This is a genomic window from Kitasatospora sp. NPDC057595 (assembly GCF_042800875.1).
Lineage (GTDB): Bacteria > Actinomycetota > Actinomycetes > Streptomycetales > Streptomycetaceae > Kitasatospora.
Genome location: NZ_JBHVGL010000028.1, coordinates 27,733 through 53,570, shown reverse-complemented (window position 1 = coordinate 53,570; position 25,838 = coordinate 27,733). Strand labels below are relative to the sequence as shown.

Sequence of the window (25,838 nt, the reverse complement as noted above, 5' to 3'; positions counted from 1 at the left end):
GGCGCCCCCGCCGGCCGCCCGGCGCTCGCCGGCACCGACTCCCCGCCCCTCCCACGCCCGCGCCCCCCCCCGCCCCGGGCGGGGGGCCGCGGGCGCCGGCGCGCCCCCCCGCACCCCTCTTCGGGACGTTAGAACAGGCCGGTCAGCCCGCCGCCTCGACGCTCTCACCGGGCGGGCGTCCGCTCACCCGTTCGGACTCAAGGGCGGTCTGCAGGATCACCACCGCGGCGGCCTGGTCGACCACCGAGCGGCCCTTCTTGGCCTTGACCCCCGAGGCGCGCAGCCCGTGGGTCGCGGTGACCGTCGACATCCGCTCGTCGACCAGCCGGACCGGCACCGGCCAGAGCCGGTTGGCGAGCCGGGCCGCGTAGCCGCGCACCTTCTCGGCGGCCGGGCCCTCCTTGCCGCTGAGCGAGCGCGGCAGCCCGACGATCACCTCGATCGCGCCGTACTCCTCGACGATCGCGGCGATCCTGGCCTGCGACTTCACCCCGGCCGGGACGGTCTCCACCGGGGTGGCGAGCACCCCGTCGGGGTCGCAGGACGCGACCCCGATCCGGGCGTCCCCGACGTCGACGGCGATCCGCCGCCCGCGCCGGAAGGGCTTCTCCTCGAACTCCATCAGAACGCGGACCCCATCAGGAGGCACGCTCCGCGACCAGGCCGCGCACCGCGGCGACGGCCTCGTCGATCGCGGCCGGGTTGGTGCCACCGCCCTGGGCGACGTCGTCCTTGCCGCCACCGCCGCCGCCGAGGGTCTTGGCGGCGGTGCGGACCAGCTCGCCGGCCTTGATGCCGCGGCCGCGGGCGTCCTCGTTGGTGGCGATCACGGTCAGCGGGCGGTCGTTGGCGACGGTGAAGGCGGCGACCACGGCCGGGCGCGAGCCGAGCCGGCCGCGCACGTCCAGGACCAGCTTGCGCAGCTCGTCCGCGCCCGTGCCGTCGGCGACCCGGGCGGCGACCACGGCGATGCCGTGCACGTCCTCGGCCGAGTCGGCCAGGCCCGCGGCGGCCGCGAGCACCTTCTCGGCGCGGAAGCGCTCGATCTCCTTCTCGGCGTCCTTGAGCTTGGCGAGCATGCCGGAGATCTTCTCCGGCAGCTCCTCCGGACGGCCCTTGACCAGCTCGGTCAGCTGGGCGACCACGGTGTGCTCACGGGCCAGGAAACGGTAGGCGTCGGCGCCGACCAGCGCCTCCACCCGGCGCACGCCGGAGCCGATCGAGGACTCGCCGAGCAGCTTCACCAGACCCAGCTGGGCGGTGTTGCCGACGTGCGTGCCGCCGCACAGCTCCTTGGAGAAGTCGCCGATCGTGACGACGCGGACCTCGTCGCCGTACTTCTCGCCGAACATCGCGATGGCGCCGGCCTTGCGGGCCTGGTCCATCGTCATGACCTCGGCGGTGACCTCCAGCTCGCGGGTCAGCACGTCGTTGATCTTCTGCTCGACGTCGGTCAGCACGCTGCCGGGCACGGCGGCGGGCGAGCCGAAGTCGAAGCGGAAGCGGCCCGGGGCGTTCTCCGAACCGGCCTGGGCGGCCGTCGGGCCGAGCGCGTCGCGCAGCGCCTGGTGGGTCAGGTGGGTGGCCGAGTGGGCGCGGGCGATGGCCCGGCGGCGGTCCACGTCGATGGTGGCGTACGCCGCGGAGCCGAGCACGACCTCGCCGAACAGCACGCCGCCGGAGTGCACGATCACGCCCGGGACGGGCTGCTGCACGTCGCGGATCTCGACGACCGCGCCGGAGTCCAGCCGGATCCGGCCGTGGTCGGCGAGCTGGCCGCCGCCCTCGGCGTAGAACGGGGTGCGGTCGAGGATGAGCTCGACCTCGTCGCCCTCGGTGGCGGCCGGCGCCGGAACGCCGTTCACCAGCAGGCCGACCACGGTGGCCTCGCCCTCGGTGAGGGTGTAGCCGGTGAAGACGCTGGCGCCGGACTTGTCGGCGACCTCGCGGTACGCGGCGACGTCGGCGTGGCCCATCTTCTTGGCCTTGGCGTCCGCCTTGGCGCGGTCCCGCTGCTCCTGCATCAGGCGGCGGAAGCCGGCCTCGTCGACCTGCAGGCCCTGCTCCTCGGCCATCTCCAGGGTCAGGTCGATCGGGAAGCCGTAGGTGTCGTGCAGCTTGAACGCCTGGTCGCCGGAGAGCACCGCGCCGCCGGCCTGCTTGGTCTCGGTGACCGCGGCGTCCAGCAGGTTGGTGCCGGCCTTCAGGGTCTGCAGGAAGGCCGTCTCCTCGGCGGTGACGACCGTCTCGATGCGCTTGCGGTCGGCCTCCAGCTCCGGGTACTGCGGGGCCATCGCCTTGATCGCGATGTCCGTCAGCTCCTTGGCCACCGGCTCGGTGGCGCCCAGCAGGCGCATGTTGCGGATGGCGCGGCGCAGGATGCGGCGCAGCACGTAGCCGCGGCCCTCGTTGCCGGGGGTGACGCCGTCGCCGACCAGCATCAGCGCGGTGCGGATGTGGTCCGTGACCACGCGCAGCGAGACGTCCGCCTTGTGGTCCGCGCCGTAGGCGTGGCCGGTCAGCTCGGCGGCCCGGTCCAGGATCATCCGGCTGGTGTCGATCTCGAAGAGGTTGTCGACGCCCTGCAGGATGGCGGCCAGGCGCTCCAGGCCGAGGCCGGTGTCGATGTTCTTGCTCGGCAGGTCGCCGAGGATCTCGAAGCCGTCCTTGCCGTCGCCGTGGCCGCGCTCGTACTGCATGAAGACCAGGTTCCAGATCTCCAGGTAGCGCTCGCCGTTGACGGCCGGGCCGCCCTCCTCGCCGTACGCGGGGCCGCGGTCGTAGTTGATCTCCGAGCACGGGCCGCACGGGCCGGGGACCCCCATCGACCAGAAGTTGTCCTTCATGCCCAGGCGCTGGATGCGCTCGGCGGGCACGCCGATGACCTCACGCCAGATCAGCTCGGCCTCGTCGTCGTCCTGGTAGACGGTGATCCAGAGCTTCTCCTTCTCCAGGCCGTAGCCACCCTCCGCGACGGGAGTGGTGAGCAGCTCCCAGGCGAACTTGATGGCTCCTTCCTTGAAGTAGTCACCGAAGGAGAAGTTGCCGCACATCTGGAAGAAGGAGCCGTGCCGGGTGGTCTTCCCGACCTCCTCGATGTCCAGGGTGCGCACGCACTTCTGCACGCTGGTCGCGCGCGAGAACTGCGGCTTGACCTCGCCCAGGAAGTAGGGCTTGAACGGGACCATGCCGGCGTTGACCAGCAGCAGGGTGGGGTCGTCGGCGACCAGGGACGCCGACGGAACGACGGTGTGGCCGCGCTCCTCGAAGAAGCGCAGCCAGCGGCGGCGGATCTCTGCCGACTCCATTAGTGGTCCTTCCGGTTGGTACCGCCCCGCGGCGGAATCGCGCGTCGGGGCGTCTTCTCGATGGCTTGGGGGGTGGTGCGGGGACCGTCCGAGGACGATGCGCGGGTACTGCTGGACGGAGGCAGGGCGGCGGCCGGGCTCCCGGGCGCCGCCGAGATAGCTCGGTACCGGGGCTCGCCGCGCACGACACCGCGGCGACGCGGCTCGACGACGGCGGTGCCCTCCAGTCCGAGGTCCTCTCGCAGCTGCTCCTCGCGCTCGGTCATGCCGGTCCGCACGTCCTGCGCGAACTGCTTGGCCCGGTCGCCCAGCTGCAGCGCGCCGCGGGCGGCGGTGCCGGAGAGGCTGTCCGGGGTGAGCCGGTGCACGGCCTCGTTGGCCTTGTTCATGGCCCAGACGGTGGCGCCGGCGCCGACCGCCATCCAGAAGATGCGTCGCACCATGCCGTCAGCCCCTCACCGCGCGCCGGACCCGGGAGAGCAGACCGCTCCTGGGGGCGGTCGCGGCCCGGACCTCGGCCCGGATCAGCCGGGCCAGCTCCTCGCGCTCGGCCGGCTGGGTCGGCAGCGTGGCCGTGCCCTGCTGCTTGGCGACCGCCTTGCGCACGCCGTAGCTGAACGCCGCGACCTTGACCAGCGGACCGCCCAGGGTGGCCGCGACGGTGGAGGAGAGCGCGTTGGCGTTGGCCGCCGCGTCCTGCACGTTGGCGGTGATCTCGTCCACCCGCTCCAGCTGCTCGTTGGCGCTGCGCACCGCGGTGCCGGCGTCGGTCAGCAGCGGCACCGCCTGCTCGGTGACGGCGGAGACCAGGACGGCGGCCTCCTTGAGCACCCGCGACAGCCGGACCAGCACGACCGCGAGCAGGGTGACCAGGACCGCCCAGAACACGGCGACGAGCAGGCCGGCCAGCTCTCCCACGGACACCTTTGCGCGCTCCCTCGCTGTGCGTACCTCAGGGCACCCATGCCCTAGGGAACCCTATCGCGACCGCGCGCGGTTTCCGGACCGGGTTTCCCGCGCGGGGCACGCGGCGATCCGACCGGATGTGCGATCCGCGCGCGTAACCCACCCGCCGGTCACCTCGTTCTGCCGGGCAGGCCGCGGCCACGCGGCCCGGACGGGCGGACGCCCTGGCCACCCCCGGCCCGGGCCTCGACGCGGGGAGCAGGGTGTGGAGGGGGAACCGACACCGCGACCGGAGGGGCCACCGCCGGGGCAGGAACGTTTGCTCCGGGCCCGGCTGTCGGTCTTCGCGGGCGGCTTCGACGCCGACGCGGCCGAGTACGTCTGCGCCGGCGCGGGCATCGACCCGGACGAGTTGCCCGGACTGCTCACCGGACTCGTCGCCCGGTCCGCCCTGCTGCGCGAGCGGAGCCCGCACGGCGTGCGGTTCCGGCTGCCGGACGCCGGCCGTGCGGACGGGCGGCGACGGCTGCGCGCCGCCGGCGAGGAGCGCCGGCTGCGGCGGCGCCACCGGGACTGGTACCTGGGCGTGGCCACCTGGGGCGAGGTCGAGTGGTTCGGCCCCCGGCAGGCGGAGACCGCCGAGCGCACCGCCCTGGTGCACGCCGACCTGCGGGCCGCCCTGGAGTTCTGCCTGTCCGAGCCCGGCGAGCAGCGCACCGCCCTGCTGCTGGCCGGCACCCTCTGGTTCTACTGGGCCGGCTGCGGCCACCCCGCCGAGGGGCGGCGCTGGCTGGAACGGGCGCTGGCACTCGACCCGGAGCCCACCGAGGCCCGTGCCACGGCGCTCTGGGCGACCGGCTGGACGGCCGCACTGCAGGGCGATCCGGCCGCCGCCCGGGCCGCCCTGGAGGAGTGCCGCCGCCAGGCGCTGGCCACCGGCGACGACCGCGCGCTGGCCCGCGCCGTGCACCGGCAGGGCTGCGCCGCGCTGACCGGCGACCGGCCGGCCCGCGCCGCCGAGCTGTTCGAGGAGGCGCTGCGGCGCTACCGCGCCGTCGGCGAGCTGGACAGCAACGTGCTGTTGGCGATGGTCGGGCTGGGCACCGCCCAGCTGCGCCGGGGCGACCGGGAGCGCGGCGAGCTCCGGCTCGGCCGGGCCCGTGAGCTGTGCGAGCGGTACGGCGAGCAGTGGGCGTACGCGTACGGACTCCACGCGCTGGCGTACGCGCGCTGGCTGAACGGTGAGATCCGCCCGGCCCGGACGCTCGCCCGGGAGAGCGTCCGGCTGCACCGCCGCTTCAACGACCGGGCGGGCATCGGGCCGGCGCTCGACCTGCTGGCGCGGCTGGAGGGCGGGCCGCTCCCGCCCGGGAATAGTTGAAACTTGTCCGGTGCTGGAGGGGGCGGAACCACCGTACGGAAGGAGCACCCCGTGGCCAACATCGCCGACGACTACCGCATGGCGAACTTCTACTTCGACTCCAAGGCGTACACCGACGCCGCCCGGATGCTCGAAGGAGTGCTCGCCGAGGAGCCGGCCAACCTGTCGGTCCGGCTGCTGCTGGCCCGCAGCTACTTCCACTCCGCCCAGCTGCGCAAGGCGGAGGCCGAGCTGCTCCGGATCCTGGAGGCCGACCCGGCCGAGGACTACGCCCGGCTGATGCTGGGCCGCACCCTGGAGCGCCAGGGCCGCGCCGAGGAGGCCCGCCCGCACCTGCGGCTGGCCTCCGCGATGACCGGCGAGTCGTACTGACCCACCGCGACACCGCCCGGGGCACCACCCGGGACCGTCCGGACACCACCCGGACAAGGGGCGAGCCCCCGCCGCCACAAGGGCGACGGGGGCTCGCTGGGGTACTGCAGGTGATACCGCTCGCGGGTCAGCGCGAGTAGTACTCGACGACGAGCTGCTCGTCGCAGATCACCGGGACCTCCTTGCGCTGCGGCGCACGGTCCAGACGGAAGGCCAGGGCCTTCAGGTTGACCTCGAGGTACTTCGGGGTCTGGCCCTCACCCGCGTTGCCACCCTCACGGGCGACCTGGAACGGGACCTTCTCCTTGCTGCGCTCGCGGACGGTCACCACGAAGCCCGGCTTCATCTGGTACGACGGCTTGTTGACCTTGCCGCCGTTGACCTCGATGTGGCCGTGGACGACCATCTGACGGGCCTGGTAGATGGTGCGGGCGATGCCCGAACGCAGCACCAGGGCGTCGAGGCGGGTCTCCAGCTCGGCGACGAGCGCCTCACCGGTCTTGCCCTCGGCCTTCTTCGCGCGGTCGAACGCGCGCGCCATCTGCTTCTCGCTCAGGTCGTACTGAGCGCGCAGCCGCTGCTTCTCGACCAGACGGACCTTGTAGTCCGAGTTCTGCTTGCGGCCACGGCCGTGCTGGCCGGGCGGGTACGGGCGGGCCTCGAAGTACTTGACGGACTTCGGGGTCAGCGGCACGCCGAGCGCACGCGCGATCTTGACCTTGGGGCGCTTCTGGTTCGCCATGAACCAAACCTTCCTTGCTTACGAATACGGCTTCACCAGGTGTTGACGGAGGTCGCACGTCGCGGCCCGGAGAAAACCCCACTGCCCGAGGGCAGTGCGATCAGCCGCTCTCCGGAGCCGGGCACGAGATGTGCTTGTCACACGGAAATCGAACCGGGAACCGGTTCGCCCGCGACACCGAAACGGTGCGCGACGCTCCTGGTACGGACCTCCCGGAGGAGGCCGACGGCCGATGTCCCGCTGGTGCGGCCGGTCGGCTGGGTCTCCCCCGCCGCCGTCCCGGGACATGGCACTCCGCCCGAGTATACCGGCAGATCACCCGTCCTTTGACCCGGGCTCCTCCTGGCCCTTCGGCTCCCCCGTGGGCGCCGCCTTCGGCTCCTTCTTCGGCTCCGCCTTGGAAGCCCCCTTCGACGCCGCCCTCGGCTCCCCGCGCAGCCGCGCCCTGGTCCACTCCACCACGTCCGCGTAGCGCGCCTCCCCGCCGTGCCGGGTCGGCTGGTAGTACGCCTTGCCGTGCACCGCGTCCGGCGCGTACTGCTGGGCCGCGATGCCCTCCGGCAGGTCGTGCGGGTAGCGGTACCCCTTGCCGTGCCCCAGCTTGCCCGCGCCGCCGTAGTGCGCGTCCCGCAGGTGCGGCGGCACCGGCCCGGCCAGCCCCTGCCGGACGTCCGCGAGCGCCGCGTCGATCGCCAGGTAGGCGGCGTTCGACTTGGGCGCCAGGGCGAGCGCGATGGCCGCCTGGGAAAGGATGATCCGCGCCTCCGGGAAACCGATCAGCGCCACCGCCTGGGCCGCCGACACCGCGGTCTGCAGCGCCGTCGGATCGGCCAGGCCGACGTCCTCGCTGGCCGAGATCATCAGCCGCCGGGCGATGAACCGCGGGTCCTCCCCCGCCTCGATCATCCGGGCCAGGTAGTGCAGCGTGGCGTCCACGTCACTGCCCCGGATCGACTTGATCAGCGCGCTGGCCACGTCGTAGTGCTGGTCGCCGTCCCGGTCGTAGCGGACCGCCGCCTGGTTGACGGCGGTCTCGGTGGTGGCCAGCGTGATGCTCGCCTCGCCCTTCTCCAGCGCCGCGCCGGCCGCCGCCTCCAGCGTGGTGAGTGCCTTGCGGGCGTCCCCGCCGGCCAGCCGCACCAGGTGGTCCTCGGCCTCCTGGCTCAGCTCCACCGCGCCCTCCAGGCCGCGCTCGTCGGCGACCGCGCGGCGCAGCAGCGCCCGCACGTCGTCGTCGGTCAGCGACTCCAGGGTCAGCAGCAGCGAGCGGGAGAGCAGCGGGGAGATCACCGAGAAGTACGGGTTCTCGGTGGTCGCGGCGATCAGGGTGACCCAGCGGTTCTCCACGGCGGGCAGCAGGGAGTCCTGCTGGGCCTTGGAGAAGCGGTGGATCTCGTCGAGGAACAGCACCGTCTCCCGGCCGGTCATGCCGACCGCGCGCCGGGCGCCGTCGATGACCGCGCGGACCTCCTTGACCCCGGCGGTGATCGCGGACAGCTCGACGAAGCGCCCCTCCACCGCCTGGCTGATCACGTGCGCCAGCGTGGTCTTGCCGGTGCCGGGCGGGCCCCACAGGATCACCGAGCTGGTCGCCGCCGGACCGCGCGAGCCCGCGACCAGCCGGCGCAGCGGGGAGCCGTCCTTGAGCAACTGCCGCTGGCCGGCCACCTCGTCGAGGGTGCGCGGGCGCATCCGCACGGCGAGCGGCGCGCGGCCGGGCTCCTTGCTCTGGCGTTCCTCGGCGGCGGCGGTGAAGAGGTCCGGTTCGTCCACACCGGAAGCCTATGCGAGCCCGCCGACAGCACGGCCCGGCCGGCGCCCGCGCCGCCCCCGCGCCACTACTCCCCGAGGCCCGCCGCGTGGTCCGGGACGTAGCGCTGGAGGTCGCGCGGGGGCCGCTGGTAGCCGCGCGAGGCCGGGCGCCGCGGCAGCTCGATCCGCGGCGGCTTCACCTCGCGGTAGGGCAGGGTGGAGAGCAGGTGGGCGATCATGTTGATCCGGGCCCGCCGCTTGTCGTCGCTCTCCACCACGTTCCACGGCGAGTCCGGGGTGTCGGTGTGCAGGAACATCTCGTCCTTGGCCCGCGAGTAGTCCTCCCAGCGGCTGATCGACTCGACGTCCATCGGCGAGAGCTTCCACCGCTTCATCGGGTCCTCAAGACGGTCCCGGAAGCGCCGCTGCTGCTCGGTGTCGCTGACCGAGAACCAGTACTTGCGCAGTAGCAGGCCGGACTCGGTGAGCATCCGCTCGAAGGTCGGGCACTGCTGCAGGAACTGCCAGTACTCCTCCTCGGTGCAGAAGCCCATCACCTTCTCCACCCCGGCCCGGTTGTACCAGCTGCGGTCGAACAGCACGATCTCCCCGGCGGCCGGCAGGTGCTCGACGTAGCGCTGGAAGTACCACTGGGTGCGCTGGCGCTCGGTGGGCGCGGGCAGCGCGGCGACCCGGGCGATGCGCGGGTTCAGGAACTCCGTCACCCGCTTGATCGCGCCGCCCTTGCCGGCCGCGTCGCGCCCCTCGAACACCACCACCAGCCGGGCGCCCTCGGCGCGCACCCACTCCTGGAGCTTCACCAGCTCGTGCTGGAGCCGCAGCAGTTCCTGCTCGTAGGGCTTCCTCGCCAGGCGCTCGCCCGGGCCGGTCCGCCCGTCCGCGGCGCTCTGCTCGTGCTGGGCCTTCGCTGCCACCCGGGGGCCTCCGTTCGGTGGGGTACTGATGACCCTTCACCGTACGTCCTGGAACCGGTTCCCGCAGGTCGGGGGGACCGGCCGGGCAGCGGCCGCCCCCTGAACCGCCGCTGCCCGGCTCCCCCGTGGGCCGGTCCGAGGACCGAGCGACCAACCATGACCCAGACCTGCCGGACGGGTCCAATTTCCGGTTCCATAACCTGGGGGCATGGATGTCGACACCCGCCTGCTGCGCAGTTTCGCCGCGGTCTGCGAGGAGGGTCAGCTGACCGCGGCGGCGGCCCGGCTGTTCGTCTCCCAGCCGACGCTGACCAAACAGATCCGCCAGCTGGAGAGCCAACTCGGGGTGGAGCTGTTCGAACGGTCGCGGCGCGGCATGGCCCCCACCCGGGCCGGCTGGGCGCTGGCCGCGCACGCCGGGGCGCTGCTGGCGGGCTGGGAGGAGGCGCTGCGCGCCACCCGGGCGGCCGCGGCGGACCAGGGCTCGACGCTGCGGGTGGGATTCGAGGGCGGCATCATCAACCTGATGTCCCGGCGCACGGTGACGGACTTCGGCCGCAGGATGCCGGGCTGGCAGGTGGAACTGCGGCAGAACAACTGGTTCGACCCGACCTCGGGCCTGGCCTCCGGCGAGATCGACCTGACGCTCTGGCACGCTCCGCCGTCGCTCTCCGAGCGGTACGGGGTGGCCGTGCTGGGCGAGGAGGCGCGCTGCGCGGCGCTGCCGGCCGGGCACCGGCTGGCCGCCCGTGCGGTGATCGACTTCGAGGAGCTGCTCGACGAGCCCTTCGTGGCGATCCCGCACGAGGCCGGGCACTGGCGCGACTACTGGCTGGCGGTCCGGGAGCGGGGCGGGCGACCTGTGCGGATCGGCGCAGTGGCGCACAACACCGACGAGTGGCTGGCCGCGGTGGTGTGCGGCCAGGGTGTCGGTTTCGCCCCGGAGACGATGAGTCGGCTGGCACCGCGCGAGGATGTCGCGTACCGGCCGGTGCGAGGGTTGAGCCCGAGCCAGGTCGGGCTGTACTGGCCGAAGGACCGGAAGCCGACGCCCGCCATGACCGCGTTCGTGCGCAGTTGCCGCGCCACGATAGGTCTCGGAGGAGAGCCGGCTCGCTCGGCCCGGACGGCCCCGTCGGGCTGGCCAGGGGCCGGCCGTCGGGCTGGGGCTGGGGGCTAGACGGCCTCGAAGGGCTCGGGGTAGTGGCACAGGCCCCGCGGGGAGCCGTCGTACGCGGGCAGCGCGAGCGCCTGGAAGTACTCCCCGGGCACCTCGAACGGACCGCTCACCTCGTGCCGTTGGGCCGGGATGAAGCCGAAACGGCCGTAGTAGTCGGGATCGCCGAGCACGACGACGAGCTTCTCGCCGGCCTCCTCGGCGGCCGTCAGCGCGGCCCTGACCACCAGCTCGCCGACGCCTTTGCGCTGCCACTCGGGAGCCACGGCGACCGGCGCGAGCGCCAGCCCCCGGCCCTCGCCGACCCGCAGCCGGGTGAGCAGCGCGTGGCCGACCACCAGCCCGGAGTCGTCGACCGCGACCACCGACAGGTCGGGCAGCCAGGCCGGGTCGCGGCGCAGTGCGTCGACCAGGTCTGCCTCGTCGGGGCCGGGGAAGGCGGCCATGTGAACACGTCTGGTGGCGGGCGCGTCCTCGGGACACTCGATCCTGGTACTGACCTTCACAGGGGAACCCTCTCTTTGTCGCACACCGTTGTGGACCGGCCCCGGACAGCGGAAAACCGTCCGGGGCCGTGAAAGGTTAGCCGATGTCGGCCGACGGGGTGTCAGGCCTTCGGCTGGCCCTCCGACTTGCCGTCCTCGCGGGCCTTCGGCTGGGCGTCCACGCCGGCCTCTCGCCGCTGCGCCGGGGTGATCGGGGTGGGGGCGCCGGTCAGCGGGTCGCCGCCGGTGGACGTCTTCGGGAAGGCGATGACGTCCCGGATGGTGTCGTACCCACCGAGCAGGGTGACGATCCGGTCCAGGCCGAAGGCGACACCACCGTGCGGCGGCGGGCCGTAGTTGAAGGCGTCCAGCAGGAAGCCGAACTGCGAGGCCGCCTCCTCCTCGGAGAGGCCGATCGCGTCGAACGCCCGCTTCTGCACGTCCCGCTGGTGGATACGGATCGAACCGCCGCCCAGCTCCGAGCCGTTGAGCACCAGGTCGTAGGCGTTGGACAGGGCGCTGCCCGGGTCGGTGTCGAAGGTGGCCAGCGACTCCGCCGTGGGGGCGGTGAAGGGGTGGTGCACGGCGTGCCAGCCCTGGAAGGCGCCCTTGTCGTCCTCGATCGGCTCGAACATCGGGAAGTCGACGACCCACAGGAAGGCCCACTGGGACTCGTCGATCAGCTCGCAGCGGCGGCCGATCTCCAGACGGGCGGCGCCGAGCAGCTCCTGGGAGGGGCGCTCCTTGCCGGCCGCGAAGAAGATCGCGTCGCCGTTCTTGGCGCCGGCGGCGGCGGCCAGGCCGGCCAGGTGCTCCTCGGAGAGGTTCTTGGCGACCGGGCCGCGCAGCTCGCCGGTCTCGGCGTCGATCAGCACGTAGGCGAGGCCGCGGGCGCCGCGCGCCTTGGCCCAGTCCTGCCAGGCGTCGAGCTGCTTGCGCGGCTGCGAGGCACCGCCGGGCATGACCACGGCGCCGACGTACGGGGCCTGGAAGACCCGGAAGTCGGTGCCCTTGAAGTACCCGGTGAGGTCGGTGAGCTCCTGGCCGAAGCGGACGTCCGGCTTGTCCGAGCCGTAGCGGCCCATGGCGTCGGCGTAGGTCATCCGCGGCAGCGGGTTCGGGATCTCGTAGCCGTGGACCTCGCGCCAGACGGCGCCGATGATCTTCTCGCCGAGGGCCAGGATGTCCTCCTGGTCGACGAAGGAGGCCTCGATGTCCAGCTGGGTGAACTCCGGCTGGCGGTCGGCGCGGAAGTCCTCGTCGCGGAAGCAGCGGGCGATCTGGTAGTAGCGCTCCATGCCGGCCACCATCAGCAGCTGCTTGAACAGCTGGGGCGACTGCGGCAGGGCGTACCAGTGGCCGGGCTGCAGGCGGACCGGGACGAGGAAGTCGCGGGCGCCCTCGGGGGTGGAGCGGGTGAGGTACGGCGTCTCGATGTCGAGGTAGTCGTTCTCCTCCATCACCCGGCGGATGATGTTGTTGACCTTGGAGCGCAGGCGCAGGCCCTTGGCCGGGCCCTCGCGGCGCAGGTCGAGGTAGCGGTAACGGAGGCGCACCTCCTCGTTGACCGTGCCGGGCTCGTACTCGGCGACCGGGAACGGCAGCGGCGCGGCCTCGGAGAGGACCTCGATCTCGCTGACGACGACCTCGACGGCGCCGGTCGGGATGTCCGGGTTCTCGTTGCCCTCGGGCCGCACCCGGACGTCGCCGACCACCTTGACGCAGTACTCGGCCCGCAGGCCGTGCACCGAGTCGAGGTCGCGGACCACGATCTGCACGGTGCCGGAGGCGTCGCGCAGGTCGATGAAGGCCACGCCGCCGTGGTCGCGGCGGCGGGCGACCCAGCCGGCCAGGGTGACGGTGGTGCCTGCGTGCTCCGGGCGGAGCGTGCCCGCGTCGTGCGTGCGGATCACAGCTGCTTCTCCTTCAGGGTGGTGACGAGTGCGTCGAGGGCGACGGGGTTCTGCTCGCCGGTGGTGAGGTCCTTGAGCTGGACGACGCCCTCGGCGAGGTCGCGCTCCCCCGCGACGAGGGCGAAGCGGGCGCCGGAACGGTCGGCGGACTTCATGGCGTTCTTGATGCTCTTGACGCCGAAGGCGAGATCGGTGGCGACGCCGGCCCGGCGCAGCTCGATCACCTTGGCGAACAGGACGTTCTTGGCCTCCTCGCCGAGCGCGACGGCGTAGACGGAGGTGGCGGCCGGCAGGTCGAGGGTGACGCCCTCGGCCTCCAGGGCCAGGAAGGTGCGGTCCACGCCGAGCGCCCAGCCGACCGAGGGCAGCGCCGGGCCGCCGATCATCTCGGACAGGCCGTCGTAGCGGCCGCCGCCGCCGATCGCGGACTGGGCGCCGAGGCCGTTGTGCACGAACTCGAAGGTGGTCCGGGTGTAGTAGTCCAGGCCGCGGACCAGCTTGGGGTCGTCGACGAAGGCGACGCCGTTCGCGGTCAGCAGCTCGCGGACCTTCTCGTCGTAGGCCTTGCAGTCCTCGCAGAGGTAGTCGCGCAGCATCGGGGCGCCGCCGAGCTGGGCCTGCACGTCCGCGCGCTTGTCGTCCAGCACCCGCAGCGGGTTGATCTCGGCGCGGCGGCGGGTGTCCTCGTCGAGGTCCAGGCCGGCCAGGAACTCGACCAGGGCGGCGCGGTAGACCGGGCGGCACTGCTTGTCGCCGAGGCTGTTGAGCAGCAGGCGGTAGTCGCTCAGGCCGAGCGCGCGGAAGGCGTCGTCGGCCAGGATGATCAGCTCGGCGTCCAGCGCCGGGTCCTCGGCGCCGATCGCCTCCGCGCCGACCTGCGAGAACTGGCGGTAGCGGCCCTTCTGCGCCCGCTCGTAGCGGTAGTAGGAGCCGGAGTACCAGAGCTTGACCGGCAGGTTGCCCTGCTTGTGCAGGTTGGCCTGGAGCGCGGCGCGCAGCACGGAGGCGGTGCCCTCGGGGCGCAGCGCGAGCTCGTCGCCGCCCTTGGTGGTGAGGGTGTACATCTCCTTGCTGACGATGTCCGTCGACTCGCCGACGCCGCGCGAGAACAGCTTGACGTCCTCGAAGACCGGGGTCTCGATGTACCCGTAGCCGGCCCGGCGGGCCGGGGCGGCGATCGCCTCGCGGACCGCCAGGAAGGTCGCCGAGCTGGGCGGCAGCAGGTCGTAGGTGCCCTTGGGGGCGGTGAAGGTGCTCAACTTCTCTTCCGTCACATTCCTCGTCGCGGGAAAGCCGGGGCGCCGGCCGCCCCCGCTGCCTGCCGGAGGTAGGGGTTGGTGGCGCGCTCGCGGCCGATGGTGGTCTGTCCGCCGTGGCCGGAGAGGACCACGGTGGCGTCGTCGAGGGGCAGGCACACCCGGGCCAGCGAGCGCAGGATCGCCTCGCCGTCCCCGCCCGGGAGGTCGGTTCGCCCTATGGAGCCGGCGAAGAGCAGGTCGCCCGAGAAGAGCACCGGGGGAAGGTCCTCGGCGCCGGGCGTCCGGAACGTCACCGACCCCTTGGTATGGCCGGGGGCGTGGTCGACGGTGAGGGACAGGCCGGCCAGTTCCAGCACGCTGCCGTCGGTGAGCTCGCGCACGTCGTCGGGCTCGCCGACGGTCAGCTCGCCCATCAGCTGGGTGCCCAGGGAGCGGCCGAGCGCCTTCTCCGGGTCGCTCATCATGTAGCGGTCCTCGGGGTGGATCCAGGCCGGCACGCCCTTGGCGCCGCAGACCGGGACCACGGAGGCGACGTGGTCGATGTGGCCGTGGGTGAGCAGCACCGCGACCGGCTTGAGCCGGTGCTCGCGGACCAGTTCCTCGACGCCGGCGGCGGCCTGGTGCCCCGGATCGACGATGACGCACTCCTCGCCCGGCCCCGGCGCGACCAGGTAGCAGTTGGTGCCCCAGGCTCCAGCGGGGAATCCGGCGATGAACACGCGCGTCCTTCGGTGTCGGTCTTCGGGGTCTTCGGCGTTCCTCGCCGTGGCGGCTTCGGCTGCGGCTACGAACTGTGATGTAGGGGCAGCCTACCGGCGGTGCGGGCCCGGTTGCGAACCAGATGGGCGTGACAGGTTCACTTCGAGCTGAACGGTTCACCCCGTTCTTACGGTCGCGGTCCCTACACTTGGCCGCCGATGAGTGCGATGATCCGCATCGGCGTCGCACACAGACGAAGCCCCCACATCCGCGATCAGCACATCCGTAGGAGACAGAGCCGGTGGTCAGCAGCGAACAGCGACGGCGGCAGCTCGCCCGGGATAAGTACGAGCGCCAGCAGGAGCGCCGGGTCGCCGCGGCGGCCGCGCGCAAGCGGCGCAACACGATCCTCGGCGCGTCACTCGCCGTGGTCGTGCTGGCGGGTGGCGGCACCCTCTTCGCGACCGGCGCCTTCGACTCGGACGACAAGAAGAAGGACGGCGCCACCGCGCAGGCCGCGCCGACCCCGACCGAGCCCAGCGTGCCGACCCGCAAGCCGGTCGAGGGCTGCGGAGAGCCGGCGCCGGGCACCCCGAACGGCAAGAAGTGGCAGGCCGAGCCGGCCCTGACCGTCGACACCAAGGCCACGTACAACGTGACCCTGGACACCAACTGCGGCAAGGTGACGCTGGCGCTGGACGCCGCCAAGGCGCCGCACACGGTGAACTCCTTCGCCTTCCTGGCCGGCGAGCAGTACTTCGACCACACCAAGTGCCACCGGCTCACCACCGGCGGCATCTTCGTGCTGCAGTGCGGCGACCCGACCGCCAGCGCCACCGCTCCGGGCGGCACCGGCGGCCCGGGCTACAAGTTCGCCGACGAGAACCTCACCGGCGCCAAGTACCCGGCCGGCACCGTGGCGATGGCCAACGCCGGCCCGGGCACCAACGGCAGCCAGTTCTTCCTGGTCTACAAGGACACCGAGCTGTCGCCGAACTACACCCCGTTCGGCACGATCACCGGCGGTCTGGACGTGCTCCAGAAGATCGCCGCCGCGGGCACCCTGGAGGGCGGCGGGGACGGCCACCCGATGGCCGACGTCACCCTCAACTCGGTGACCGCCGCGAAGGGTTGACCCGCTCCGGGGCGGTCCTGGAGCGCCGTCGCGGCGCCCCCGGACCGCCCCGGACCGAAATCGCCCGGCCCGGATGCGGACAGCACCGGGCCTGGTCGCCTATGTTGGCGTTGTATAGGGTGCCCAGACCCGCCGGCCGTCACCCTCGGCAGCAGAAGAACACGGCGGACGGGGACGGCGGACTCATCGGTCCGCCGCACATCAACTGTGGACGACGGACGCGTACCGCCCCGGCGCGGGCGCGACGTCATGTGGAGGACGCGCTATGAGCAGCGACCCGTGGGGCCGTGTCGACGAGCAGGGCACGGTCTACGTCAGGACCGCGGACGGCGAACGCGTCGTCGGCTCCTGGCAGGCCGGCTCGCCCGAGGAGGCGCTCGCCTACTTCGAGCGCAAGTACCAGGGCATCGAGGTGGAGATCGGCCTGCTGGAGAAGCGGGTGCGCACCACCGACCTGGCCGCCAAGGACGCCCAGGCCGCCCTGGAGCACCTGCGCGAGCAGGTCACCGAGGCGCACGCGGTGGGCGACCTGGCGGCACTGGCCCAGCGGCTGGACACGCTCGCCGGCCAGATCGAGAGCCGTCGCGAGGAGCGCAAGGCGGCCCGGGCCAAGGCCCAGGACGAGACCCGCACCGCCAAGGAGGCGCTGGTCGCGGAGGCCGAGCAGCTCGCCGAGTCCACCCAGTGGCGGGAGGCCGGCGACCGGCTGCGCGCCCTGGTGGACACCTGGAAGGGCCTGCCCCGGCTGGACCGCAAGAGCGACGACGAGCTGTGGCACCGCTTCTCGCACGCCCGCTCGGTCTTCTCCAAGCACCGCAAGTCGCACTTCGCGGCGCTGGACGCCGAGCGCGAGCAGGCCCGGCTCACCAAGGAGCAGCTGGTCGCCGAGGCCGAGGCGCTCTCCTCGTCGACCGAGTGGGGCGACACCGCGGCCGGCTACCGCGACCTGATGGCCCGCTGGAAGGCCGCCGGCCGCGCCCAGCGCGACGTCGAGGACGAGCTGTGGGCGCGGTTCCGCGGCGCCCAGGACGTCTTCTTCCAGGCGCGCAGCGCGGTGTTCAGCGAGCGTGACGCCGAGCAGGTCGCCAACCAGAAGCTCAAGGAGGCACTGGCGGCCGAGGCCGAGACGATCCTGCCGATCACCGACCTCAAGGCGGCCAAGGCGGCGCTGCGCGAGGTCAACGAGCGCTGGGAGGCGATCGGCCACGTGCCGCGCGACGTCCGCCCGAAGCTGGACGGCCGGCTGAACGCGGTCGAGCGGGCCATCCGCGAGGCCGAGGACGCCGAGTGGAAGCGCTCCAACCCGGAGGCCAAGGCCCGTGCGGCCGGCATGGTCGGCCTGTTCGAGGCCAAGGCGGACAAGCTCCGCTCCGACCTGGACAAGGCCCGCGCGGCCGGCAACGCCGCCAAGGCGGCCAAGCTGGAGTCCGAGCTGGCCGGCGTCCAGGAGCTGCTGGAGCAGGCGCACCGCAGCCAGGAGGAGTTCAGCGGCTGATCCGGCCGCGGACACCACGCGAAGGGCCCCCGGGGAGCGATCCCCGGGGGCCCTTCGCGTCGCACGGCCGCGTCGGGCTCGTGCGGACCGTGCGGCGCGGCTACTTGCGGGCCGAGGTGACGCGGTAGACGTCGTAGACGCCCTCGACGCCGCGGACCGCCTTGAGGACGTGGCCCAGGTGCTTGGGGTCGCCCATCTCGAAGGTGAAGCGGCTCATCGCCACCCGGTCGCGGGAGGTCTGCACCGCCGCCGACAGGATGTTGACGTGCTGGTCGGACAGCACCCGGGTGACGTCCGAGAGCAGCCGGGAGCGGTCCAGCGCCTCGACCTGGATGGCCACCAGGAAGACCGAGGACTGGGTGGCCGCCCAGTCGACCTCGATCATCCGCTCGGGCTGCTGGCTGAGCGCCTCGACGTTGACGCAGTCGGCGCGGTGCACCGAGACGCCGTTGCCGCGGGTGACGAAGCCGACGATGGCGTCGCCCGGCACCGGGGTGCAGCAGCGCGACAGCTTGACCCAGACGTCCTCGACGCCCTTGACGATCACGCCCGGGTCGCCCTTGGCCCGGCGGCGCACCGCGCGCCGGTTGTCGTGGGTCGGGGTGGCCGTCTCCGCGAGGTCCTCGGTGGCACCCTCCTCGCCGCCGAGCGCCTGCACCAGCTTCTGGACGATGCTCTGCGCGGTGACGTGGCCCTCGCCGATCGCCGCGTACAGCGAGGAGATGTCCGGGTAGCGCATCTCGTGGGCGAGGGTGACCAGCGAGTCGCCGGTGAGGATCCGCTGGATCGGCAGGCCCTGCTTGCGCATCGCGCGGGCGATGGCCTCCTTGCCCTGCTCGATCGCCTCCTCGCGGCGCTCCTTGGAGAACCAGGCACGGATCTTGTTGCGGGCGCGCGGGGACTTCACGAAGCCCAGCCAGTCCCGGGACGGCCCGGCGTTCTCCGCCTTGGAGGTGAACACCTCGACGGTGTCGCCGTTCTCCAGGGTCGACTCCAGCGGCACCAGCCGCCCGTTCACCCGGGCCCCGATGGTGCGGTAGCCGACCTCGGTGTGCACCGCGAACGCGAAGTCCACCGGGGTGGCCCCGGCCGGCAGGGCTATGACGTCGCCCTTGGGGGTGAAGACGAAGACCTCGTTGCTGGCCAGGTCGAAGCGGAGCGACTCCAGGAACTCGCTGGGGTCGGCGGTCTCCTTCTGCCAGTCCAGCAGCTGCCGCAGCCAGGCCATCTCGTTGACGGCGCCGGCCTTGTCGTCCTTGCGGGTCTGGGTGGGGGTGTCGGTGCGCACTTTGGACGCGCCGGCCACCGCGCGCTGCTTGTACTTCCAGTGCGCGGCGATGCCGTACTCGGCGCGGCGGTGCATGTCGAAGGTGCGGATCTGCAGCTCGACGGGCTTGCCCCCGGGACCGATCACCGTGGTGTGCAGCGACTGGTACATGTTGAACTTGGGCATCGCGATGTAGTCCTTGAACCGCCCCGGCACCGGGTTCCACCGCGCGTGGATGGTGCCCAGCGCCGCGTAGCAGTCGCGGACGGTGTCGACCAGGACCCGGATGCCCACCAGGTCGTAGATCTCGGCGAAGTCCCGGCCCCGGACGATCATCTTCTGGTAGACCGAGTAGTAGTGCTTCGGCCGGCCGGTGACGGAGGCGGTGATCCGGGCGCCGCGCAGGTCGCCCTGGACCTGGTCGATGACGGTCGCCAGGTACTCGTCCCGCTTGGGGGCGCGCTCGGCGACCAGCCGGACGATCTCGTCGTACATCTTGGGGTAGAGGATCGCGAAGGCGAGGTCCTCCAGCTCCCACTTGATGGTGTTCATGCCCAGCCGGTGCGCCAGCGGGGCGTAGATCTCCAGGGTCTCGCGGGCCTTCTTCTCCTGCTTCTCCCGCTTGAGGTAGCGCATCGTGCGCATGTTGTGCAGGCGGTCGGCCAGCTTGATCACCAGGACCCGGGGGTCCTTGGCCATCGCGACGACCATCTTGCGGACCGTCTCGGCCTGGGCGGCCTCGCCGAACTTGACCCGGTCCAGCTTGGTGACGCCGTCCACCAGCAGGGCCACCGAGTCGCCGAAGTCCTTGCGCAGGGTCTCCAGGCCGTAGTCGGTGTCCTCGACGGTGTCGTGCAGCAGCCCCGCCATCAGGGTCGGGGCGTCCATGCCGAGCTCGGCCAGGATGGTCGCGACCGCCAGCGGGTGGGTGATGTACGGGTCGCCGCTCTTGCGCTTCTGCCCGCGGTGCCACTTCTCGGCGACCGCGTACGCCTTCTCGATGTCGCGCAGCAGCGCCGGGTCGGCCTTGGGGTCATTGGCCCGGATGGAGCGGAAGAGCGGCTCCAGCACGGGGTTGAGCACGCTGGAGCGCTGGCCGCCGAGGCGGGCGAGGCGGGCCCGCATGCCACCGGCGGAGGCGGCCCGGCCGGCCGGGGCGGACGAGCGGGACGGGGTCGGCGCCGGGCGTGCCGGGGTGGCCCCCGAGGGCGTGGGCCGGTTCTCGGGGGCGGCCTCGGCCGCCGTGGGCACAACCTCGTCGGGCAAGGACACTCCTCAGGGCACTCGACCTGCCCCCCGCGGGCGCCGCGCGGCTCGCGCCGCGGCCCGCGCAACCGGGAGGGGATGAATCTTCATGGTACCGAGCCCGGCGTCAGGACGTTCGGTCGGCCGGGCCCGCACACGTGGCGGACACACGCCCGACACAACGGCGGGCGGCGGCCGGAGCATTCCGACCGCCGCCCGCCGTTCGATGGGCCCCAACGGGACTTCAGACCGTGACCAGCGTCTCCAGCGGAGCGCCGCCCAGGTGCGGCGCCAGCCGCGCGCGGCCGTCGAGGAAGCCCAGCTCCATCAGCACGACCACACCGGCCAGCTCGGCCCCGGCCTCCTTGACCAGGTCCAGCGAGGCACCGATGGTCCCGCCGGTGGCGAGCACGTCGTCCACCACCAGCACCCGCTCACCGGGCGCGAAGGCGTCGCACTGGACCTCCAGCGTCGCCGAGCCGTACTCCAGCTCGTAGGAGCGGCGGAACACCTCGCCGGGCAGCTTGCCCTGCTTGCGGATCGGCACGAAGCCGAGCCCGGCCGCGAAGGCCGCCGGGGCGGCCAGGACGAAACCGCGCGCCTCCAGGCCGACCACCTTGGTGGCCCCGAGCTCCGCGGCCCGGCCGGCGAGCGCCCGGGTGAGCGCGCCGAAGGCCTCGGCGTCGGCGAGCAGCGGCGCGATGTCCTTGAACAGCACGCCCGGCTTCGGGTAGTCCTGGACGTCCCGGATCCGGCTGGTGAGCAGCTCGGCCAGGGGGGTGTCGGCGGTGGTCACGAAGGGTCCTTAGGGTCGGCGGCGGTCAGCGCTTGGTCGACGGACGGCCCTTGGCACGCGTGGTGCCGGCCGGGCGCCCGCGCTGACCGACCATACCCGCCGGCAGGTCCTCGTCGGCGATCTCCTCGGCCTCGCCCGCCTCGCCGGCCTCCTTGGCCGCGGCGGCCTTGGCGTCGGCGGCGCGGCGCTGGGCGACCCGCTTGGCCAGGGCCTTCATCTCCGGCGCCTCCTCCTTGAGCTGCGCGAGCAGCGGGGTGGCGACGCAGATCGACGAGTAGGCACCGGCGGCCAGACCGATGAACAGCGCCAGCGAGATGTCGTTCAGGGTGCCGGCGCCCAGCAGGCCGCCGCCGATGAACAGCAGCGCCGCCACCGGAAGCAGCGCGACCACGGTGGTGTTGAGCGAGCGGACCAGGGTCTGGTTGAGGCCCGCGTTGGCCGCGTCGCTGTAGGTGAGCTTGTTCTGCTTGGTGATCCCCTTGGTGTTCTCCTTCACGGTGTCGAAGACGACGACCGTGTCGTAGAGGGAGTAACCGAGGATGGTCAGGAAGCCGATCACGGTACCCGGGGTGACCTCGAAGCCCACCAGGGCGTAGACGCCGATGGTGATCAGGAGGTCGTGGATGAGGGCGACCAGGGCGGCCACCGCCATCCGCCACTCGAAGGCGATCGCCAGGTAGATCGTCACCAGGATCATGAAGATGACCAGACCGGTGAGCGCCTTGTTGGAGATCTGCTCACCCCAGCTGGGGCCGATCACCTGGGCCTCGATCTCGCCGACCGGGACGCCGAGCTCCTGCGAGAGCTTGCCGGTGACCTCGGCGGAGGTGGTCTTGTCCTCCGAGGAGACCTGGATGCGGATCTTGCCGTTGTCGGTCGACTGCACCAGCGGGTGCGAGGAGACGATCTTGTCGACCGCCTCCTGGGTCTGCGACACCGTCAGGCCGGGCTTGGTCACGGTGTAGACCGAGCCGCCCTTGAACTCGATGCCCAGGTGCAGGCCCATCGCCAGGCCGATCCCGGCGACCAGGACGATCACCGCGGAGATGCTGTACCAGAGCTTGCGCCGGCCGACGAAGTCGAAGCTGACCTCGCCCTGGTAGAGCTTGTGGCCCAGATTGGAGAAGCGCGACACGGTGTCAGGCCCCCTTCACGGCGGCGGAGGACGAGGGGGAACGACGGCGGGTGCTGCGCAGCGGCGGGCGGGCGCCCAGCCGCTTCGGGTCCAGGCCGGACCACGGGTGACCCTCGTAGAAGAACTTCCGGCGGGCCAGCAGCGTGATCAGCGGCTTGGTGAACAGGAAGATGACGACGACGTCGAGCGCCGTGGTCAGGCCCAGCGTGAACGCGAAGCCCTGCACCTTGCCGACCGAGACCAGGTAGAGCACGGCGGCACAGAGGAAGGAGACGAAGTCCGACACCAGGATGGTGCGCCGGGCGCGCGGCCAGGCCCGCTGGACCGCCGGGCGCAGCGGGGCGCCCTCGCGGACCTCGTCGCGGATGCGCTCGAAGTACACGATGAAGGAGTCGGCGGTGATACCGATCGCGACGATCGCGCCGCAGACCGCCGGCAGGTTCAGCGCGAAGCCGATCCCCGCACCGAGCAGGCTCATGATCGAGTAGGTCAGCGCCGCCGAGACGAGCAGACCGGCGATCGAGATCAGGCCCAGGCCCCGGTAGTAGAGCAGCGAGTAGGCGACCACCAGGATCATGCCGATCAGACCGGCGACCAGACCGGCCTTCAGCTGGTCCCCGCCGAGCTGCGGGGAGACGGTGGTGACGTCGCTGGTGGTGAACTCCAGCGGCAGGGCGCCGAAGCTCAGCACGTTGGCGAGGCTCTGCGCCTCGGTCTGGCTGAAGTTGCCGGAGATCACGGCCGAGCCGCCGGGGATGGCGCTGCGCACGTACGGGTGGGAGACGACCTGGCCGTCCAGCACGATGGCGAACTGGTTGGTCGGGTCGGGCTGGGTGGCGAGCTGGCCGGTGACGGCGGTGAACGCGTCGGTGCCCTTGCCGTTGAACTGCAGCTGGACCTGCCAGCCGCCGCCCTGCTGGGTGTCGATGGTGGCCTGCGCCTTGGAGACGTCCGCCCCCATGACCGCGACCGGGCCCAGCGCCAGCTTGTAGTAGGCGCCGTTCTCGTCCTTCTGCGTGCAGGCGACGGTCGGCGCGCCCTCGGCGCTCTGGTAGTTCTTGTTGCGCTGCTCGGGCTTGGTGCAGTCCAGCGAGCCGAACTGGGCGGCCAGCTCCGGCGGGACGGTGCCCGAGGTCATCGCCGCGGAGAGGTCCTGCGTGGCCGCCGGGTCGGTCGCGGCGGCGCTCGGGGCGCCGGTGGCGGCGGGGGTACCGGCGGTGGTGGCCGCGGGGGTGGTCGGGTTGTCGGCCGCGAGGGCCTCACCGGCCGGGCGGCCCTGCTTGGTGGCGCTCGCGCTCGGCGTACCGGTCGCGGCGGCGCTCGGGGCACCGGTGGCGGCCGCGGTCCCGCTCGGGGTGGCGGCGGCGCTCGGGGTGCCGGTCGCGCCCGCGGACGGGGTCGCGGTCGGCGCCGGGGCCTGGATGCCGCTGGGGGCCAGGGCCAGGACCGGGCGGAAGTAGAGCTTCGCGGTGGTGCCGACCTGGTCGGCGGCGCTCTGCTTGTCACCGCCCTTGGGGATGTTCACGATGATGTTGCGGTCGCCCTGGGTCTGGACCTCCGCCTCGGAGACGCCCATACCGTTGACGCGCTGCTCGATGATCCCGGTGGCGATGTCCATGTTGGACTTGTTGATCGCCTTGGGGTCGGTCGACTTCGCGCTCAGCGTGATGCTGGTACCGCCGGCGAGGTCGATACCGAGCCGGGGCTTGGTGTTGCCCGTCCCGAACATGAGGGCGACCAGTCCGACGGTGACGACCAGGATGAGGGCCAGCGCCCGCCCTGGGTAACCGTCGCGCGGGCGCGACTTGGGTGTTGCCACCTTGCTCGTTTCTCCCTGTCCATGCCACTTCCCCCCACCGACCCCCGCCCAGCACGCGGCTGGGCGGGGTAATGGCGGAACTGCGGCCCTGAGTCCTGTGGGCTCGCGGCACAACGCCGCGCAGCCGGGCGGGTGCCCGACCGTACTACTTGCTCGCGGGAGCCCCGCCCTCGGCCTCGGCCTTCGCGTCGCCCCTGTCGGCGTCGTCCTTGCTGAACGACAGCGGCTTCGCGTCGGCCGACCCGGCCTCGACCTCGACGTCCTCGTCCGAGGCGTCGACCCCCTCGTCCTCGGCCGGGCGACCGTTGATGATCGCGTCGTACTCGGCGGGCTCCAGGACCGCCGCGATCGCGCTCTTGGTGAAGTGGGTGACCACGCCCGGCGCGATCTCCAGCTCGACGGTCTCCTCGTTGATCGCCTTCACCTGCGCGTACAGGCCGCCGATGGTCCGCACGCCCGCCCCCGGCTCGAGTGCCGTCTGCATCTGGGTCATCTGCGCCTGGCGCTTCTTCTGCGCCCGGAACATGAGCACGATGGCGAGGATCGGGAGGAGGAGGATGATGAGGTTCACTGCAGCCAGGGTCCTTTACGGGCCGCCGGCCGGCGGCCTGTGTGGTATTGGTCGTCCCGTCGGGTGAGAGGGGCGGTCCGGCGGAGTCTAGGCGACCCCGAACTGATCGGACAACGCCAAGCATCGCATCCTGCCGCCGAAAGTGGCGACCCTCCGCCTGCACAGTTTCCCCGGACTTCTCCCCCGGCTTCTGCAGGCGCCCCGGGCGGCGGGCGCACATGGTCCGCACACGCTCCGCCATCACCCGTTCGGCCCTGACCGGGCGGCGCGTCGTCAGCCCTGGCCCGATCCGCCGTCCCCGTCCGGGGCGAACAGCTCCGGCTGGGGGGCCGCCGCGGCGCGTCCGGGCTGCGCCGGCGGGGTGAGCCCCAGGTGCCGCCAGGCCGCGGCGGTGGCGATCCGCCCGCGCGGAGTGCGGGCCAGCAGACCCTCGCGGACCAGGAACGGCTCGGCGACCTCCTCGACCGTCTCGGCCTCCTCCCCCACCGCGACCGCCAGTGTCGACAGCCCGACCGGGCCGCCGCCGAACAGCCGCAGCAGCGCGTCCAGCACCGCCCGGTCCAGCCGGTCCAGACCACGGGCGTCCACCTCGTAGACGTCCAGCGCCCGGCCCGCGATCGCGGGGGTGATCACGCCGTCGTGCCGCACCTGCGCGTAGTCGCGCACCCGACGCAGCAGCCGGTTGGCGATGCGCGGCGTACCCCGGGAGCGGCCGGCGATCTCGGCGGCGCCGGCCGGGTCGATCTCCACGTCCAGCAGCGCGGCCGAGCGGTGCACCACCCGCTGCAGCTCGGCGGGCGCGTAGAACTCCATGTGCCCGGTGAAGCCGAAGCGGTCGCGCAGCGGCGGCGGCAGCAGACCGGCCCGGGTGGTCGCGCCGACCAGGGTGAACGGCGGCAGCTCCAGCGGAATGGCGGTCGCGCCGGGCCCCTTGCCGACGATCACGTCGACCCGGAAGTCCTCCATCGCCATGTAGAGCATCTCCTCGGCCGGCCGGGACATCCGGTGGATCTCGTCGAGGAACAGCACCTCCCCCTCGGCGAGCGAGGAGAGGATCGCCGCGAGGTCGCCCGCGTGCTGGATCGCCGGCCCCGAGGTGATCCGGATCGGGGCACCCAGCTCGGCCGCGATGATCATCGACAGGGTGGTCTTGCCGAGCCCGGGCGGGCCGCTGAGCAGCACGTGGTCGGGGGCCGCGCCGCGCTGGCGGGCCGCCTGGAGCACCAGCGACAGCTGCTCGCGCACCCGCTCCTGGCCGATGAACTCGTCCAGCAGCCGGGGGCGCAGCGCCGCCTCGACGGCCTGGTCCTCACCGTCGGCGGCGGCGGTCACCAGCCGGTCGGCGGGCTCGGAGTCGTACGGGCTCATCGGAGGTGGCTCCCACATCGGTGTCGGCGGCACTGTCGGCGCCGTCGCTGTCGGCGGTGTCGACAAAAGGACAGGTCG

Annotated in this window: 22 protein-coding genes; 5 read left to right on the top strand and 17 right to left on the bottom strand. The window is 72.5% G+C overall.

Features of this window, described 5'->3' with window-relative positions:
• Positions 1-142 precede the first annotated feature (142 nt).
• Genes ruvX through ACFU9E_RS31585 form a run of 4 tightly spaced genes read right to left on the bottom strand, consistent with a single transcriptional unit; the run spans position 143 to position 4,232 of the window.
• On the bottom strand, positions 143-622 hold the full coding sequence (gene ruvX, locus ACFU9E_RS31600) for a Holliday junction resolvase RuvX (RefSeq protein WP_344325577.1): 480 nt from the start codon (positions 620-622) through the stop codon (positions 143-145).
• Between the two features lie 16 nt (positions 623-638).
• On the bottom strand, positions 639-3,308 hold the full coding sequence (gene alaS / locus ACFU9E_RS31595) for an alanine--tRNA ligase (RefSeq protein WP_380683383.1): 2,670 nt from the start codon (positions 3,306-3,308) through the stop codon (positions 639-641).
• On the bottom strand, positions 3,308-3,751 hold the full coding sequence (locus ACFU9E_RS31590) for a DUF6167 family protein (protein WP_380683384.1): 444 nt from the start codon (positions 3,749-3,751) through the stop codon (positions 3,308-3,310). Before ACFU9E_RS31590 ends, alaS begins: the two co-directional genes overlap by 1 nt.
• Positions 3,752-3,755: 4 nt before the next feature.
• Positions 3,756-4,232 carry a DUF948 domain-containing protein gene (locus ACFU9E_RS31585; RefSeq protein WP_355374397.1) on the bottom strand — a complete coding sequence of 159 codons (477 nt, stop codon included), beginning with the start codon at positions 4,230-4,232 and terminating at the stop codon, positions 3,756-3,758.
• 301 nt (positions 4,233-4,533) lie between these two features.
• On the opposite strand from ACFU9E_RS31585, the gene ACFU9E_RS31580 reads away from it, so the two are divergent.
• Positions 4,534-5,595, top strand: a complete 1,062-nt coding sequence (locus tag ACFU9E_RS31580) for a hypothetical protein (RefSeq protein ID WP_380683385.1) — start codon at positions 4,534-4,536, stop codon at positions 5,593-5,595.
• A 78-nt stretch (positions 5,596-5,673) separates the two neighbouring features.
• Positions 5,674-5,967 carry a tetratricopeptide repeat protein gene (locus ACFU9E_RS31575; protein ID WP_380683396.1) on the top strand — a complete coding sequence of 98 codons (294 nt, stop codon included), beginning with the start codon at positions 5,674-5,676 and terminating at the stop codon, positions 5,965-5,967.
• 127 nt (positions 5,968-6,094) lie between these two features.
• Here the strand turns inward: ACFU9E_RS31575 and rpsD are convergent, their stop codons facing one another.
• The 3 genes from rpsD to ppk2 form a co-directional block, all read right to left on the bottom strand.
• Entirely contained in the window at positions 6,095-6,709 is a 615-nt protein-coding gene (gene rpsD / locus ACFU9E_RS31570; protein WP_350570297.1) for a 30S ribosomal protein S4, read from the bottom strand.
• 315 nt (positions 6,710-7,024) lie between these two features.
• Positions 7,025-8,482, bottom strand: coding sequence for a replication-associated recombination protein A (locus ACFU9E_RS31565; RefSeq protein ID WP_380683386.1), 1,458 nt, complete (start codon positions 8,480-8,482; stop codon positions 7,025-7,027).
• A 65-nt stretch (positions 8,483-8,547) separates the two neighbouring features.
• A complete protein-coding gene (gene ppk2, locus ACFU9E_RS31560; RefSeq protein ID WP_380683397.1) occupies positions 8,548-9,333 on the bottom strand; it encodes a polyphosphate kinase 2 in 786 nt (261 codons plus the stop codon).
• Positions 9,334-9,604: 271 nt separating this feature from the next.
• Between ppk2 and ACFU9E_RS31555 the strand changes: the two genes are divergently transcribed.
• Positions 9,605-10,576 (top strand): LysR family transcriptional regulator, encoded by a 972-nt coding sequence (locus tag ACFU9E_RS31555; RefSeq protein WP_380683388.1) that lies wholly within the window; start codon positions 9,605-9,607, stop codon positions 10,574-10,576.
• On the opposite strand, the gene ACFU9E_RS31550 is transcribed toward ACFU9E_RS31555, so the two are convergent.
• The 4 genes from ACFU9E_RS31550 to ACFU9E_RS31535 form a co-directional block, all read right to left on the bottom strand.
• A complete protein-coding gene (locus tag ACFU9E_RS31550) occupies positions 10,573-11,019 on the bottom strand; it encodes a GNAT family N-acetyltransferase (RefSeq protein ID WP_380683389.1) in 447 nt (148 codons plus the stop codon). The two genes, ACFU9E_RS31555 and ACFU9E_RS31550, sit on opposite strands and share 4 nt — an antisense overlap.
• Before the next feature lie 161 nt (positions 11,020-11,180).
• Positions 11,181-12,971 carry an aspartate--tRNA ligase gene (gene aspS / locus ACFU9E_RS31545; protein ID WP_380683390.1) on the bottom strand — a complete coding sequence of 597 codons (1,791 nt, stop codon included), beginning with the start codon at positions 12,969-12,971 and terminating at the stop codon, positions 11,181-11,183.
• Positions 12,968-14,230 carry a histidine--tRNA ligase gene (gene hisS / locus ACFU9E_RS31540; RefSeq protein ID WP_380683391.1) on the bottom strand — a complete coding sequence of 421 codons (1,263 nt, stop codon included), beginning with the start codon at positions 14,228-14,230 and terminating at the stop codon, positions 12,968-12,970. The genes aspS and hisS overlap by 4 nt, the downstream gene beginning before the upstream one ends.
• A gap of 11 nt (positions 14,231-14,241) precedes the next feature.
• On the bottom strand, positions 14,242-14,949 hold the full coding sequence (locus tag ACFU9E_RS31535) for an MBL fold metallo-hydrolase (RefSeq protein ID WP_380683392.1): 708 nt from the start codon (positions 14,947-14,949) through the stop codon (positions 14,242-14,244).
• A 281-nt stretch (positions 14,950-15,230) separates the two neighbouring features.
• Between ACFU9E_RS31535 and ACFU9E_RS31530 the strand changes: the two genes are divergently transcribed.
• Both ACFU9E_RS31530 and ACFU9E_RS31525 read left to right on the top strand, forming a co-directional pair.
• Complete coding sequence (locus ACFU9E_RS31530) at positions 15,231-16,064, top strand: peptidylprolyl isomerase (RefSeq protein WP_380683393.1); 834 nt, start codon at positions 15,231-15,233, stop codon at positions 16,062-16,064.
• Positions 16,065-16,329: 265 nt separating this feature from the next.
• Complete coding sequence (locus ACFU9E_RS31525) at positions 16,330-17,559, top strand: DUF349 domain-containing protein (protein ID WP_380683394.1); 1,230 nt, start codon at positions 16,330-16,332, stop codon at positions 17,557-17,559.
• 100 nt (positions 17,560-17,659) lie between these two features.
• On the opposite strand, the gene ACFU9E_RS31520 is transcribed toward ACFU9E_RS31525, so the two are convergent.
• From ACFU9E_RS31520 to ruvB, 6 genes are all read right to left on the bottom strand, one after another.
• Positions 17,660-20,077, bottom strand: coding sequence for a RelA/SpoT family protein (locus tag ACFU9E_RS31520; protein ID WP_380689936.1), 2,418 nt, complete (start codon positions 20,075-20,077; stop codon positions 17,660-17,662).
• 238 nt (positions 20,078-20,315) lie between these two features.
• A complete protein-coding gene (locus tag ACFU9E_RS31515; RefSeq protein WP_380687477.1) occupies positions 20,316-20,867 on the bottom strand; it encodes an adenine phosphoribosyltransferase in 552 nt (183 codons plus the stop codon).
• A 25-nt stretch (positions 20,868-20,892) separates the two neighbouring features.
• Entirely contained in the window at positions 20,893-22,002 is a 1,110-nt protein-coding gene (secF, locus tag ACFU9E_RS31510) for a protein translocase subunit SecF (RefSeq protein WP_380687479.1), read from the bottom strand.
• A gap of 4 nt (positions 22,003-22,006) precedes the next feature.
• Entirely contained in the window at positions 22,007-23,821 is a 1,815-nt protein-coding gene (secD, locus tag ACFU9E_RS31505) for a protein translocase subunit SecD (protein ID WP_380687481.1), read from the bottom strand.
• A gap of 145 nt (positions 23,822-23,966) precedes the next feature.
• Positions 23,967-24,392 carry a preprotein translocase subunit YajC gene (gene yajC, locus ACFU9E_RS31500; RefSeq protein ID WP_380687483.1) on the bottom strand — a complete coding sequence of 142 codons (426 nt, stop codon included), beginning with the start codon at positions 24,390-24,392 and terminating at the stop codon, positions 23,967-23,969.
• A gap of 273 nt (positions 24,393-24,665) precedes the next feature.
• A complete protein-coding gene (gene ruvB / locus ACFU9E_RS31495; RefSeq protein ID WP_380687485.1) occupies positions 24,666-25,760 on the bottom strand; it encodes a Holliday junction branch migration DNA helicase RuvB in 1,095 nt (364 codons plus the stop codon).
• Between the last annotated feature and the right edge of the window lie 78 nt (positions 25,761-25,838).

Bases quoted from the DNA above. Each gene is read 5' to 3' on its own strand.
- ruvX (WP_344325577.1), bottom strand. From the start codon at position 622: ATGGAGTTCGAGGAGAAGCCCTTCCGGCGCGGGCGGCGGATCGCCGTC.
- alaS (WP_380683383.1), bottom strand. From the start codon at position 3,308: ATGGAGTCGGCAGAGATCCGCCGCCGCTGGCTGCGCTTCTTCGAGGAG.
- ACFU9E_RS31590 (WP_380683384.1), bottom strand. From the start codon at position 3,751: ATGGTGCGACGCATCTTCTGGATGGCGGTCGGCGCCGGCGCCACCGTC.
- ACFU9E_RS31575 (WP_380683396.1), top strand. From the start codon at position 5,674: ATGGCGAACTTCTACTTCGACTCCAAGGCGTACACCGACGCCGCCCGG.
- rpsD (WP_350570297.1), bottom strand. From the start codon at position 6,709: ATGGCGAACCAGAAGCGCCCCAAGGTCAAGATCGCGCGTGCGCTCGGC.
- ACFU9E_RS31555 (WP_380683388.1), top strand. From the start codon at position 9,605: ATGGATGTCGACACCCGCCTGCTGCGCAGTTTCGCCGCGGTCTGCGAG.
- ACFU9E_RS31550 (WP_380683389.1), bottom strand. From the start codon at position 11,019: ATGGCCGCCTTCCCCGGCCCCGACGAGGCAGACCTGGTCGACGCACTG.
- ACFU9E_RS31525 (WP_380683394.1), top strand. From the start codon at position 16,330: ATGAGCAGCGACCCGTGGGGCCGTGTCGACGAGCAGGGCACGGTCTAC.
- ruvB (WP_380687485.1), bottom strand. From the start codon at position 25,760: ATGAGCCCGTACGACTCCGAGCCCGCCGACCGGCTGGTGACCGCCGCC.